The organism is Marinomonas sp. TI.3.20, assembly GCF_038155025.1.
GTDB classification, from domain to species: domain Bacteria; phylum Pseudomonadota; class Gammaproteobacteria; order Pseudomonadales; family Marinomonadaceae; genus Marinomonas; species Marinomonas flavescens.
Genome location: NZ_JBAKAS010000036.1, coordinates 1 through 14007 on the forward strand (window position 1 = coordinate 1; position 14007 = coordinate 14007).

The window sequence follows — 14007 nt, forward strand, 5'->3', positions numbered from 1 at the left end:
CGCTCAGTGACTTGTTTAACGGCTTCAATTTTGAACTCATCGGTATAACGTTTTCCACTCATAATTCACCTCATTTTTACCTATTATTATATAGCTATGAGATGTCTATGAAAGTGGGTCCATACCACAATGCTGTGGCCGAACACCGCTTGAAATATTACTTGATGGGAAACAAATTTGGGCAGAAAAGAACTTAGCTCAAATTTAAACTGACAAACACCATACAAAAAGTGGGTAACTGTCAGATGAAGTCTGAGCTAGTACAACTTAAGATAAATTAAGATAAAAAGCTACTCTGCTCCATATTTTCTTAGGTAGCTATTCATACTATCAACGATTGCGTTGTTCATACTATCTGTTTTTAGAACCTCTATTATATCACTTACACTAGAAACAGATATCAGAGGAAAAGAATAATTATTTTCACAAAATTGAGCAGCTGAAATACCTATATCAACCCCTTTTTCTTGTCTATCAAGAGCAACAATAAAACCGACAACTTCACCACCTAATTTTTCAACTAACTTAACACTTTCACTAATTGTAATTCCAGAAGTTACTACATCATCAGTAATTAGTACTCTTTTCCCTTCAAGGTTTGCTCCTACATGAGAACCTACATCACCGTATTTTTTAACAGATTTCCGGTTGAAACAAAATTCAACAGGAGTGTGAGTTAAATCTTGAACAGCATTCGCAACACCAATAGATAAGGGTATCCCTTTATAAGCAGGGCCGAAAATCACATCAAAATCAATGCCTAACTGTATTATTTTTTGTGCATAGAAAGAACAAACTATTTGGAGACGTTTCGTATTATTTAACTTTCCAAAGTTGAAAAAGTAAGGGCTTTTACGTCCTGATTTAAGCAAAAACTCACCAAACGTGGCTATATCTTCATCCACCAGATATTTTGCAAATTCTTTAGAAGTTTTATCTATCATAAATAATCTCTCTTTTAATATCCTGAACTGAAGCGTAACCATCTGCAATCATCAACTCTGATAACCTCTGAAGTATAGAGTCAATAACACTAGGTCCTTGGTATATGAAACTAGTATAAATTTGAACTAAATCAGCACCTAATTTCAACCTTGCATAAACATCATCACCAGTTGCTATACCACCTGAAGAAATTATAGTTTTATGTCCATATAGAACACTTGCAGCCCTAGCTAAGAATTGAAATGATTTCTCTTTTAAAGGTAAACCTGACAACCCACCAGATATATCTTTATACTTATGTTCTAACATGCTTTTGTCAGTGGTTGTGTTACTTACGATTACTCCATCGATATCTGCTGTTACAAGAAATTTTAAAAGATCTTTCTCGAGAGCGGCCTCATTATCAGGGGAAATTTTAACCACTAAAGGTTTAACCAAATTAGAATCGCGCTGAAAACATCTTATTTTTTCAATGATAGGCTCAAGAACTGTTGGGTCATGTATATCACGTAACCCGTCTGTATTTGGAGATGATATATTTAACGTTATATAATCCGCTTTATCATTAAATGATTTAACCCCTTCTAAAAATGCATTTCCATAATCAAAATCATTCTTATTTACTCCGAGATTAATAGCTGTGACACAACCTGAACTAGGTTTTAAAAAACGACTTTTAACCTTTTTTGAACCATGTGAATTAAATCCATAACGATTAATTATCGCGTTTTCAGAACTAAGTCTAAATAACCTTGGTTTGGGATTTCCATATTGAGATTTAGGTGTAACAGATCCAATCTCAATATGGCTAAAGCCTAAATTTGCTAATCCATTTATAGCCTGACCATGCTTATCAAAACCAGCAGCCAATCCTACAGGGTTAGTAAATCTACATCCAAAAATTTCACTAGATAAGTCAACATTATTTGATTTAAATGATTTACGCTTTGGATAAAATTTTAATGCCTGTATAGCTAAATCATGAGCTAGTTCAGCAGGCATGAAGTGGAGGACTTTATGAATCACGTCAAACTTTTCCTTTCCTTTTTTAAGGACATCACAGACTTTCATGACAAAAATGATAAAAGAAAGAAGGACAGTTAGTGTGTTGGCTATAATCATGGGATAAGAATTCAAAACGACACCATAGGAAAGCCAACACATAGTTCCAACCAAGAATAGAGAATACATTCCTAGGGAGATACTAGATGTATCTCTTAGCTTAATTGTGTGTATAACTTGAGGAAGAAAACTTACCGTGGTTAAAGAGGCTGCAATATAGCCTAATATTTCTTGATTCATAATTTATTAACCCATTCTTGAGCATAAGTTGAAATACGATCAAATAAAGTGTGACATTCTAATAATTTCACCCCTTTTTGTTTTAACCAATCTTCATCATAAAATTGATCCAGATAGTTAGAACCAAAATCAGGACAGATAGCCATTGCTGAATTTACGGAACTGTGTTGTAACCCTATTAAGGCTCCCATGACACTCAATCCAGAGGATCCGCCTAAAAGAACACCATTGGTCCTTGCTAATTCGTGGCATATTGAAATTGCTTCTTCATCAGTGATATTTACTGTAACGTCTATATTTGACTCGTCAATATTTTTTGATCTCCATGAAAGTCCTGCGCCATTTATCAGAAATGGACTAAATGGCTTGTTTAAAATTGCAGAACCGACTACATCACAAGCCGCAATACGAATATCTTCATTAATTTCTTTGACACCATTGGCGATACCACTCATATGACCACCAGTACTTATTGCTCCAGATATCAGGTCAACATTCATGCTGGCGACTTCCTTAGAAGTAAAATGGTAGTGATAATTTGGATTATCATTATTATCGTACTGATTTGGCCAGTAAACCTCTGGATTATCGGCTACATACTTCTTAACAGTATCAATTCTTGTCGATTGATAACCTCCATAACTGTCTTGCTTAGTAACAATTAAAACTTCCGCCCCAAATGCTTTATACCAATTTAATGCAGATGAGCTTACTTTTGGATCTACTACGATGATCACTTCAAAACCAATACTAGCACCAAGCATTGCAAGTGATTTACCTAAATTACCTGATGTAGATTCAATCACTGTCCCTCCCTTTTTGAGGCGGCCAGTTTCTATAGCTTTATTAATCATTCCGAGGGCTGTTCTATCCTTAACACTTAAGTTCGGATTAAACTGCTCTAGCTTAACAAATAGTTTTTTTCCTTTTGGAATAAGAGGATGTCTAATTCTAACTACGGGTGTATTCCCAATCGTCTCAGCGATATCATTACAAATTGTAGTAATCATTAATTAACGACCTTTAAAGATGGGATTGGGTTACAAGTCAGCAATACATTTCTATCTCTTCCTATATAAATAGGATCTTCTATGTGTAAAGCTCCAAATCCTAATTCGTAATATGGCGTCTCAATCGAAATTACCATACCTTCCTCTAGTACGGTTTCGTCTGTTGGTGACAATATTGGTAATTCATAAGGTTCATGACCAATTCCATGTCCTACATGATGTCTCCTATAATGTTCCATACCATTATCTTTAGCTGTTGACATCATGATATGAAAAACTTCACTAGCTTTCATTCCCGGTTTTATTGTCTCTACTGCTTTCTTCATAGAGGCTTCCAACGCTGAATAAAAGCGTATTGCTTTATCTGTTACTATTTTATATGGATATACTCGCGCAATATCAGACCAAAAACCTTGATAATTGGCATCAGAATCAAACCAAATCAAATCACCACTTTTAAGCTTAATATGTGATTTTTGAGTTTGTTGCCCACCCACAGCGAACCTGCCAATTTTAATCATAGTTAAAGAGGGGATCGCACCTTGTCGTACAATTTCCGTCTCGTACAATATTCGTATTTCTTCTTCAGTCATCCCTTCACTTAAGTTGTCAATAACAACTTTAATAGCGCATTCATTTATTCTTGCAGATTGAGTTAGCATTTCAACCTCATAACTAGTCTTGATTCGGCGAACAGACCTTATAAGTGAGGAAGCTGGTACCACATTAAAAGTATTTATTGAATTGATCTTATCAATTATACTTTTGCCTGCCGAATCTTCGTCAATTGCAATAGTAACAGTCTGGCCCTCAGAACTATTATTCAGAATATTTTCCAATGCTGAAGCTGCATCCTCATAGCTATTCTCAATATTTGATAACTCTTTAAGTTCCCTCTCTGCTTCTGTCAATTCGCAATCAAAGTGTTCTCTATAAAATGTACCAAACGTTTTGACTTCTAAGGTTTGTGATTTGCAATCTTGTATCTGATCAACTTCTGCTATCGGAATTACAATAGAGATCTTATCAATTTCTTTCTTTGAAATTACTACAAATGTTTGACCATGATACGGATTTAATGTTTTAACTACTGGGCTGTAACCAGTAAAATAATTTATATTTTCTTTTGTGGAAGCAACTATTATATCAATACCACTTTCGTCCATTTTCTTAAATAATTCATTGCTGTTATATATCATAACCAAATTCCCTTAAAACAATAATTACGGCAGGCGCAACAGGAGCACCACCTACTAAATCATTAAATATTGAAAACCAATTGATACTTTCTATTTCACTCAATGCACTAGGTTCTATTTCACCGTTGGTTACAAAGCAGCAAAGAGTAAATAAAGAAGAATAATCATGAGTTGGAACTTCAAGTGTAATTTTTTTTTCTATATCACAAATATTCAAGCTTACACCAAGTTCCTCTCGCACCTCTCGAATGAGAGCTTCGGAGTAATTTTCCCCATTTTCAACTTTCCCACCGGGAAAATACCAACAGTTTTTGTCTACTGGCTTAACAAGTAAAACTTGCTCTTTTTCTATATTTATTAAGCAAGAGCACTTCATATTAAACTATCACAAATTATTTCATCCGTTAGCTTATTACATATCTCTACGTTATAATCACGGTAGTGCATTCCGGCAATTCGCATAGGATCACCGGCATGATAAAATTCATAGCTCTGCTGTCGCTGTCCAAAGCCATCGCCACTTAGATCCCAAGCTAGATTAAGTAAAACACATCGCTCTTTAGCATCAATTAGTGGACCATTCAAAGCCTCGAGTAACATAGAAGCATTATGATTGTTAAAATCTTCTTTATGAGGGACTGCTAACATAGATCCAGCAGCAAAAGATTGAATTGTTTGAACCATTGTTTGATACCATTGAGGGAAGTGGTATCGCAATGCTTGAATGGTTAAGAAATTTGGGGAGTAGACCCCCTTATCATCAACCTTTGCGGTATACTCGCAAAGGTGAATAGCTCCTTTCATTAGTTCTAGGCTAGTAGTCATAGCCCCTAATTTCTCTAAGACATTAGGAAACTTATCCAACCCCATATTTTTGGCAAGCTTAATTGCCGTCCCAGTAACAATTTCAGCTTTAGTAAGACCACGAACAATACCTTGATGCCCCGTATGATTTCTTGCATTAGTTTTGTCATAAAAAGCATTCGACATCCCAACGTCTTTATATACGAGTACTCTATCCCATGGTACTTCGACTTCCTCTAGTATTAAATATGTATCAATTTCGTCAAATGCAGAAGCGATCGGATGATCAAACCTACTTAATTCAGTGTGATTCAAAGCCTTTCTGCATATTTGTTTAACGCCAACCGCACCAACAGGCAAACTAAAGGCAACTGCAAAATCTTCATCGCCAGTACGTAGACCGGGCATATTAAATACTAACAACTCATCAGCAATTGCTCCTAATGTAACTATCATCTTGGCTCCAGAAACAATTATTCCATTATCTGTTTCTCTAACTACTTTTACACCAGAATATTTGTTGTCAATTTCGCCAATACTTTTACTTCTATCTATTTGTGGGTTAATAGCTGCATGGGCAACAAATATATTTTTTCTTTTACAGAACTCATAATAGTTTATTGCATTTTGTGAAAAATTGGCTTTTTCACTGGTTCCTAGAATTTCTGAATTAGAAGCAATGATCGCAATTGCAGAGCTAATAAAATCAGGAGTTCGCCCCAACATACCGTAAGAAAGTTCAGAAACTTCCTTATAAGAGATTCTTTTCTTTTGAAGATCTTCTTGTGACTTTGGGAGCATAAGACTAATAGCGTATCTTAATCCATTATTATCTATTGCTGTGTGAACTTCCGGCTTCTCTTCTTGAAGGCGATAATATGACTTTATCTTATTAATGGCACCTTTAAAAACTGGTTCCTCTAAAATAAGATCTACTTTTTTTCCGTTTAAATACACTATTCTGTTATCAGAAGAGATTCTTGAAGCATAATTATCCTCTAACATATTAAATCCTTTAAATCCTATCGCCAACTATTTGGCATTCGTTATATCCAATTGAAATCAAATGCTCTTTTATGCCATGAGCCAATTTTTCTGAACCTGATACATAAACTTGAGCATCTGGAGCATTTTTTGAGAAATTATTTATAATCGGCTTAGCTTCACAGAAAGTTGAAACGCCCTCAATTACATAATTAATTGCAGATTTGTTGTATAATTCCCCTTTTAAATCATTATTCAACCTCGAATCTATCCATACAAAACAAGTAGATTCATCATTTGAACTATTCAGAGCCTCTTCAGTAATTGCTTTTCCGTAACTGAAGCCTGTTCCAGTGGCAATTATTAGATTTTTATCATATTTCTCTCTCCATAATGCCGTGCCCTCGCATTACCAACAGCAAACCTTTTCTTCTTCAACCCTTCCACTATAATAGCTTTTGAAACCGAGTCTTTCGATTCATAGCCAACCAATAACTCAAGGCACCCAGTTACTCTGTAGTTGCTAACACTATTTGCGATAGAGTAATCATAATATCAGGACAATTCAGCAAACGATCGACATCGATGGGGAACAAGGGCGCGGCTTGGCCACGTTTACGCTTGGGGTTTCTTTGCTCGCCCTGCATGCGCAGGCTTTTCATAAAGTCCTTTATGGCCATGTTTTCTTTTTCCGTAAAAAAGATATTCATATGCTTTAGGACTTTAATGATTCCCCCTCGATGTCGATCAAGAGTCGCGATTGCTATTTGTCCACCAGCTTGGCTGGCTTTGTTTTGGCACCAAGGCGAACGCTTGTGAGTACCCCGTCAAATTGATCCGCTAAAAAACTGATCAGGTCGCCTGCCGTCACCGCAGATTCTTTAATACCATGGTGATTCAACCAGCGGGCAAAGACGTTGTATGAAGATTGATACACCTTAATCGTGTCGGTTGCATCGCGAGACTGTTCCAGTATTAGCTTGGCACGATCGGAAATTATAACCGGCGTTTCGCTCGGTTGTAGATCGGTAGACAGTGCGGATTCGTGGTGTGAAGTTCGAGAGAGTGTCATAACATCCTTGTCATTTTAAGTTAGTACGGTACTGTACTAGATTTTATTAGGGGTTAAAATACCCATTTAAGTCCGCAATGGCAACATGATTTGTTTGAGCACTCTTTGATTAATCTAAAACACCAATGCGCAAAAATCAGCTCCATTTTAAAGCGTTTCCTAGCCATTATCGTAAGGCTAGAAAACGGATTGACACGTTGTTTTCTCAATTATATGATCAGTTTATGATTCGACACAACTACACTAAATCGTTTGGCGACATGAACTTTTGTCAAAGTTAAAATTTTCTGGTTTAGCCGCTCTAGTCAAGCAAGATGGCGGCATGAGGGTCCATAGTTGGCTTAGTTGTGATGTCTACCACCGCAGCGTACGTTGTTTATTTTTAAAACTTTGAAGCTGACCGGAGCAACTAATGGCCTGCCGGTAATCTTACTTATGTCGGTTTCAGCCATGATTCTTGACTCATTTTTTTAAATGAACTTCTATCAACCATCCATTTTGTTTGAATGGTTTTAATTACTATGGACCAAATTTTTAATAGGGCGTTGAGGCTGTAGAATTACTCTTAAAACAACATTTCCATGTTCTTTTTTATGTCTTTTCGTTTGTACAAGGAACAGCCTCGCTTGAGCTGTTCGTCTGTTATCTAATTACTATTATTCGCTCAGAGTTAAACGTGATGGCTAACTATAAACCTGACTTGTCTTGCCAAAGTAAATTCATTCCTATTAATTTTGCACAACAAATCACCCCCGGTACATTTGAGTACGCGCTTTCCCATATTGTTGATAAACACCTTGATTTGTCGTCTTTTGATGAGTGGTATAACAACGATAATGGCGGTGCAGCGGCGTATCCTCCTTCAGTAATGTTGAAGATTGTCTTGTTTGGTTATTCGCGTGGGTTGGTCAGTAGCCGCCGTATTGCAAGGGCGTGTGAAACCAATATTACCTTCATGAGTTTGTCTGGGGATGCGCAACCGCATTACACGTCTATTGCGCATTTTGTTGCTCACTTCATTACAAGCAGGAAAGACCAAATGAACTGCTGTTTACGCAAGTTCTGATGATATGTGATGTGAAGGGTTGATCGGACGCAATATGTTTTCCATCGATGGCTGTTTCTCTTTTTTATCGAACAGGGTCAAACGCTAAAGAGTGGAGCGGTACGTTTGAAGAGCTTGAGCGAAAACAAGCCAAGTTACGTCGTGCTAGTCAACGCATACTCGAACGCCACCAAACACAAGATGGATTAAGTGAAGATGACGTTCAGCATGACTTAAAGCAACAACAAAAATTGGATAAAAGTGCAGAAAAAATCACGGAATATCTGGCGACACATCAAGAAAAAACAGGTATCAAAGGTAAGCCTGTTAAAAGTAATATTACCGATCCTGACAGCGCGAAGATGATAACCAGTAAGGGTACGGTTCAAGGCTACAACGGCATTGCGATCAACGATGATAAACATCAAATTATCTTACAAGCCCAAACATGGGGTTCGGTTGGTGAGCAGCAAACCTTAGTGCCAGTGATTACTCAACTAAAGCAGCAACTAGATAAGCTCACCAAGCAAAAACAACCAAATGAACACACAATCAAATTCACCGCAGACAGTGGCTTTAACAGTGAAGCGAATTTGGAATTTATGGCCCAAAGTGGGTTCGACAGTTATATTGATGACAATCAATTCAGAAAGCGTAACCCACTGTTTAAGGAGAGTGAAACGTATGAAACGGAGCAAGAAAAACGACGATTAAAACGAAGTAAAGGCAGGCCAAGATTATTCACCTCAGATGACTTCCATTATGATGAAGCAACCCAAACGTGTCGTTGCCCTGCGGGCAATCAAATGTGGCGAAGTGGAGTAAACGTAAATAGTTACAGTCAAAAATACACTCGATTCTGTGGTTACTTAAAGGACTGTAAGGTATGCCCACTACAGCATCAATTCATGAGAAAGCCATCAATAAAAACAGGAAGACAAGTTCAATTCAAAAACGATGAGTCGCGCCAAAAACTAAGCTATGGTGACAAAATGAAAGTCAAAATAGACAGTCCAATAGGGCGGCGACAATACGGTAAACGACTTGGTGCAATTGAACCTGTGTTTGGCAACATCACAGTCAATAAAGGCATAAACAAATTCACGCTGCGCGGCCAAGAAAAAGTGAATACTCAGTGGAAAATGTATTGCCTCGTTCATAACATCGAAAAACTCAGAAATAGCCTGCATTAACTGAAAGGTAAACCCCTCTCACTAATCTACCACTTACTGTTCGACCCCTGCCCACATGTTCTTTATGGCTCGATATCATCAATCTATGATTGAAAATCGAATAACCTATTGAATCTTAGGAGAATGTGAAATATTGTGGATTTAAATTAATTAAGCTGGCTGAGGAAGAGTAATTCTACAGCCTCGTTATGATTAACTCATGAAAAATCAAAAAACCGTAACAAGCCTAAAAAGTCTCTGTGATGTCGTGTACGTTAGCCGCTGTCGTACTTAAGCTGTGCGCGTTAGGCCAGTTCTGGCGTCGACGCCAACGTGAGCTTTTAACCCAAAGAACCACTGCTTACCTTTTTGTGTTTGGTGCATCCCAGAATCACGTGCTTTTGCTTTATTCTTAGTTGAGCTAGCCGCTTCAATGATGGTGGCATCAACAATCGTGCCTTCTTTTAAGTAAATACCTGTGCTGGACAACCACCTATTGACCTCTTTAAATAGCTGACGGGAGAGTTTATGCTTTTCCAGTAAGTGCCTAAAATTCATAATAGTCGTGTGGTCAGGAATAGCACCATCCAGAGATAATCCAGCAAAAAGGCGCATTGAGGTGATTTCATAAAGTGCATCTTCCATGGCGGGATCGCTCATGTTGTACCAATGCTGCATGCAGTGAATGCGAAACATGGTGGACAAGGGATACGGTCTTCTTCCTTTTCCTGCTATAGGGTAAAAGGGCTCAATCACGGCCTCAAGCTGATCCCAAGGCATCAACTCATTCATCCGAGAAAGAAAAATTTCTTTGCGTGTTTTACGACGCTTATTGTTGAATTCGCTGTCGGCAAAAGTGAGCTGATGTGACATGATCGAGCTCGGAAGTTAAGAATGAATTGTCTCATGAGAAGGACTTGTTCGCATATTCCCTACACGTGACATATTGATACATAAGTAAACATAATATATGATTGGAATTGTCCTCTATTAAAACCTATGTAATCCGGTGGCCAATTGGAAAAACTATCTATTCAGCACATCAACGATACACATTCTCATTTTCAGAGCCAGGCATTAACACTTAAATTAAAAATTGATAACAAAATAACAACTGTCAGGGTTATGGCGGGTGGATATTCTTTATTAAAGTCTTATCTTGATAACAAGAATTGTTCACAAGAAAATAATAATAATTCAAATTATTTATTTCACGGGGGTGATTGCTTCGAAGGAACTTTATTTTTCAACTGTTTTAAAGGGAAGGCTAATTCACGCTTATCAAATGAATTAAACTTTGATGCTATGGTTATTGGTAATCATGAGTTTGACACTGGTGATGAATGCTTATCTGAATTTATAAACGATATTAACTTTCCAATTATATGCTCTAATTTAAATCTTCCTTCGTCTGGAACACCGCTTAATAAACATAATAGTCGTAAGCTAATTTGTAAGAGAAATTCTGATTATGAATTACCTTATTTGATAGTAACTAAAAATAATACATCTCTTGCGGTTATTGGACTAACAATTGATTCTATGCATGAAATTGCAAGTCCTTCCGATGGCTTGAAGTTTGAAGATCCAATAATTGTAGCAAGACAAACGGTCGAAAGAATCAAGGCAGAACACGAGTTCCCAATTATTGTACTTAGTCATTTAGGATTTGATAAAGACTGTAAATTAGCTAGTCTTGTTTCTGATATAGATCTTATTGTCGGAGGACATAGCCATACGATTTTAGGTGATTTTTCCAACATAGGGATCGAATCCACAGGTATGTATCCATATAAAGTTGGTAGTACTTCGATAGTTCATGCTGGTTACAATTGTTTATTTGTTGGTGATGTTACTCTAGATACACGCTCATATTTAGAACAAACAGACTTCTCTGGAAATAATAAATTGTTAGTCGACAGGAGCTCTATATATAGCAAGAATGATTTTTCATCACAAAAATCAAAGATGATAATAGAATATTTAGATCAGCAAACTAATATAGCTTTATTAGACAATAATCATGTAATAGATCAGATTATTAATAATAATTTTCTTCCTTCAATAAAATCCTATGGACACAACATACTAACAAATTGTTACACACCGAAATTTCATACTAGAATACCTTCCAACAACGGAGGTAGCCAACTAGCTCCACTAGTAGCAAAGGCAATGCTTGAACATGTTAATAGTGGTGAGCATATAAAAGCAGATTTTGCCATAATAAATGCAGGAGCAATAAGACATGGTTTAGAGTTAGGAGAAATAACTGCTGCACATATTTCAGGGAAAATTCTTCCTTTTTCAATAAATCTTCACGCATTTTCATTAAAGGGGAAATATATCAAAGTAGCAATAGCGAGTGCATTAAAAAATGCTTACTCTTGCTCTTCTAAAACTGGTAGCTACCCATACTCTGACAAACTTCATGTTGACTACTTACTTATCGAAGGTAAGCCTAACATTTTAAGTTTTAAGCTTGTCGATGGAAATGGCTTTCATGAAATAATTGATGAGAAAGAATATACAATTGCTTCATCTAGTTATTTATCCAAAGGTAAAGAAGGATATTTATTATTCAAAACCACTAGAACACATCTCATTGACTTCTCTATTGGCATATCTGATGTTTTTATTCAGTATCTAAAATCCTCCGAGTTAAATTAGTTGTGAGATAGTTGGACTGTAGTTACTAGGTAATTTTAGATTCATTCTGAAGTGGCATAGTTAATTTGGCCACCCATTAAGAAACAAATGGTATGATCTAAACATACTAAATTGGGTGATAAAATGACAAAGATAAAACGAGCAACATACACAGCTGCAATCAAACTACAACCACTTCATTTTATTTGATTTAAGATCTCGACACCTTAATCAAAACAGGTAACTCTCAGTTTTACAATATGAAATGTCAGATCAAGTTGAAAAACTACAAGCAAGAATTGATGACATTTTGGAGCCTATTGCTTTTAGAGTAGCGAGTCTTGATGAAGACACCATCGCCGATGCCATTTCAATCATTCCCTCTGGTTACTACCGAACAGAGCTTCGGACATTGCTTAACAAAAACAGGACATTGGAATAATGCGTCCTCCTCTCATTAAATTATAAAAGGATATTAGCAATGCACTTAGTCGAAATAATACTTTCTTTTTTCATATCTATTGGGGATGGACATGTACAAGTAGTCACTTATCCTTTTGTGTTTGAAAAGGAGAGTAGTTGTGAAAGCGTTGCCCAGAAATTAGAGCCCGTTTACCTGTCCAACATGAGCTCTAATCATGTGAAAGTCACTCATTCTTGTACGGTTGTTAAAGACATTCACGTAGATGTGATGGATGGAGATGCATGCGTTTCCTGTTACCGGACGGCTATTCCGAATGGTTTTGAGAGCCTTAAAAAAGACAAAGGCAAAAAAACAGAGACATTGGAATAATGCGATGATGGCTTCAGTTCAATGAGCTCCTAAGACTATCGTCTTTAACTGGTTTTGTTGTGGGCGATCAATAATTAAGTATACAGACACAAAATTAAGTATCTTGCATGTTTACCTAGTTGAATAATGGGTCGTGATATTGATTATCGCTAATTAAGATACCTAACTGTGTTATTTAATGGGTACTTAGAAGGCCTTAGTTTACTTAACAATTGTCCTGTGACAACTAATAATGAAAAAATTTGATCTTGAGGATGTTACTTTAGGTGAATTTTATGGTGGCGGTTTTACAAGAAACGAAAATTAGAATTTTATCAAATGGCGACCAATTGGAGGTCACCTTAGTTTTGTTTTCGAAAGGCGGGTGAGTAATGCAATCTTTGGTTGATGTAGGCGAACACATACCTTATGCGAAAAAAGAAACACCTACTCCAAAAGTAAAAATATCAACTAAAGGAGATGGTGCAAGCAAAGCGATTGTGTTGAAAGATTTGTGGCCAGAACCTGACTGGACAGCCAATCATTTGGACGGTATACCAGTTACCGTTCTTGCTTCTATTTACAGTATCTATCACTCCCTGGCCAAAAAGCCACACACTACGGAAAGCTATCGAATTGGCGGGGTTCGTGTCACGGCCGATTTGTGGGAGGAGGTTTACATAGAGGCGGTAAACTACATACGACAAGCTTGCGAAAACGCAACAACTGAAAAGTGTGTTAATGGGCTTGAGGCGGCGTTTGACGAACATTTCAATGTTGGAGGTAAATCCACCTATAAAACGTACGCAGCAGGAACTAGAACACCCAAAACGTTTTATCATCCACTTGGTCGTAGTGGCAATGCAGGGGAGTTCAAAAAATTATTGCCATTGCTTGATTGGCCATTAGGCGTGAATGCTAAAAAGTGGACTTCCCAGACTTTACTAGACACCTATTAACGTTAAAATCTAGTTAAATAAGAGGTGTATTATGAAGTCCAAACGTTACCCTGAAGAATTTAAAAGAGAAGCGGTTAAACAAGTGACAGAGCGT

Annotated in this window: 15 protein-coding genes and 1 pseudogene; 6 read left to right on the forward strand and 10 right to left on the reverse strand. The window is 36.9% G+C overall.

The window, feature by feature from the left end:
• Positions 1 to 290: 290 nt before the first annotated feature.
• The 9 genes from pyrE to V6259_RS19035 form a co-directional block, all read right to left on the reverse strand.
• Positions 291 to 944, reverse strand: coding sequence for an orotate phosphoribosyltransferase (pyrE, locus tag V6259_RS18995; protein ID WP_341585870.1), 654 nt, complete (start codon positions 942 to 944; stop codon positions 291 to 293).
• Positions 934 to 2247, reverse strand: coding sequence for a dihydroorotate dehydrogenase (quinone) (gene pyrD, locus V6259_RS19000; RefSeq protein ID WP_341585871.1), 1314 nt, complete (start codon positions 2245 to 2247; stop codon positions 934 to 936). Before pyrD ends, pyrE begins: the two co-directional genes overlap by 11 nt.
• Positions 2244 to 3257, reverse strand: a complete 1014-nt coding sequence (locus tag V6259_RS19005; RefSeq protein WP_341585872.1) for a pyridoxal-phosphate dependent enzyme — start codon at positions 3255 to 3257, stop codon at positions 2244 to 2246. Before V6259_RS19005 ends, pyrD begins: the two co-directional genes overlap by 4 nt.
• Positions 3257 to 4456 carry a M24 family metallopeptidase gene (locus V6259_RS19010; RefSeq protein ID WP_341585873.1) on the reverse strand — a complete coding sequence of 400 codons (1200 nt, stop codon included), beginning with the start codon at positions 4454 to 4456 and terminating at the stop codon, positions 3257 to 3259. The genes V6259_RS19005 and V6259_RS19010 overlap by 1 nt, the downstream gene beginning before the upstream one ends.
• Positions 4446 to 4832: an NUDIX domain-containing protein gene (locus V6259_RS19015; RefSeq protein ID WP_341585874.1), complete on the reverse strand. Its 387-nt coding sequence runs from the start codon at positions 4830 to 4832 to the stop codon at positions 4446 to 4448. The genes V6259_RS19010 and V6259_RS19015 overlap by 11 nt, the downstream gene beginning before the upstream one ends.
• Entirely contained in the window at positions 4829 to 6265 is a 1437-nt protein-coding gene (locus V6259_RS19020) for a 4-hydroxyphenylacetate 3-hydroxylase family protein (RefSeq protein WP_341585875.1), read from the reverse strand. Before V6259_RS19020 ends, V6259_RS19015 begins: the two co-directional genes overlap by 4 nt.
• 10 nt (positions 6266 to 6275) lie before the next feature.
• A complete protein-coding gene (locus V6259_RS19025; protein WP_341585876.1) occupies positions 6276 to 6503 on the reverse strand; it encodes a hypothetical protein in 228 nt (75 codons plus the stop codon).
• 250 nt (positions 6504 to 6753) lie between these two features.
• A complete protein-coding gene (locus tag V6259_RS19030; protein WP_341585877.1) occupies positions 6754 to 6906 on the reverse strand; it encodes a hypothetical protein in 153 nt (50 codons plus the stop codon).
• Between the two features lie 101 nt (positions 6907 to 7007).
• Positions 7008 to 7316 (reverse strand): hypothetical protein, encoded by a 309-nt coding sequence (locus tag V6259_RS19035; RefSeq protein ID WP_341585878.1) that lies wholly within the window; start codon positions 7314 to 7316, stop codon positions 7008 to 7010.
• Positions 7317 to 7995: 679 nt separating this feature from the next.
• On the opposite strand from V6259_RS19035, the gene V6259_RS19045 reads away from it, so the two are divergent.
• Together V6259_RS19045 and V6259_RS19050 are read left to right on the forward strand one after the other, a co-directional pair.
• A complete protein-coding gene (locus V6259_RS19045) occupies positions 7996 to 8382 on the forward strand; it encodes a transposase (protein WP_341585879.1) in 387 nt (128 codons plus the stop codon).
• Between the two features lie 47 nt (positions 8383 to 8429).
• Positions 8430 to 9554, forward strand: coding sequence for a transposase (locus V6259_RS19050; RefSeq protein ID WP_341585880.1), 1125 nt, complete (start codon positions 8430 to 8432; stop codon positions 9552 to 9554).
• 235 nt (positions 9555 to 9789) lie between these two features.
• Here V6259_RS19050 and V6259_RS19055 read toward each other — a convergent pair.
• Positions 9790 to 10406: pseudogene (locus V6259_RS19055) on the reverse strand (IS5 family transposase); the annotation flags it as partial.
• 144 nt (positions 10407 to 10550) lie between these two features.
• Between V6259_RS19055 and V6259_RS19060 the strand changes: the two are divergent.
• The 4 genes from V6259_RS19060 (at position 10551) to V6259_RS19075 (ending at position 13913) form a co-directional block, all read left to right on the forward strand.
• Positions 10551 to 12203, forward strand: coding sequence for a bifunctional metallophosphatase/5'-nucleotidase (locus V6259_RS19060; RefSeq protein ID WP_341585881.1), 1653 nt, complete (start codon positions 10551 to 10553; stop codon positions 12201 to 12203).
• A gap of 244 nt (positions 12204 to 12447) precedes the next feature.
• Positions 12448 to 12624: a hypothetical protein gene (locus V6259_RS19065; protein WP_341585882.1), complete on the forward strand. Its 177-nt coding sequence runs from the start codon at positions 12448 to 12450 to the stop codon at positions 12622 to 12624.
• A gap of 39 nt (positions 12625 to 12663) precedes the next feature.
• The gene (locus tag V6259_RS19070; protein WP_341585883.1) at positions 12664 to 12975 is read left to right on the forward strand and encodes a hypothetical protein; all 312 of its coding nucleotides are present in this window, start codon (positions 12664 to 12666) and stop codon (positions 12973 to 12975) included.
• Positions 12976 to 13346: 371 nt separating this feature from the next.
• Complete coding sequence (locus V6259_RS19075; protein ID WP_341585884.1) at positions 13347 to 13913, forward strand: hypothetical protein; 567 nt, start codon at positions 13347 to 13349, stop codon at positions 13911 to 13913.
• Positions 13914 to 14007: the final 94 nt, after the last annotated feature.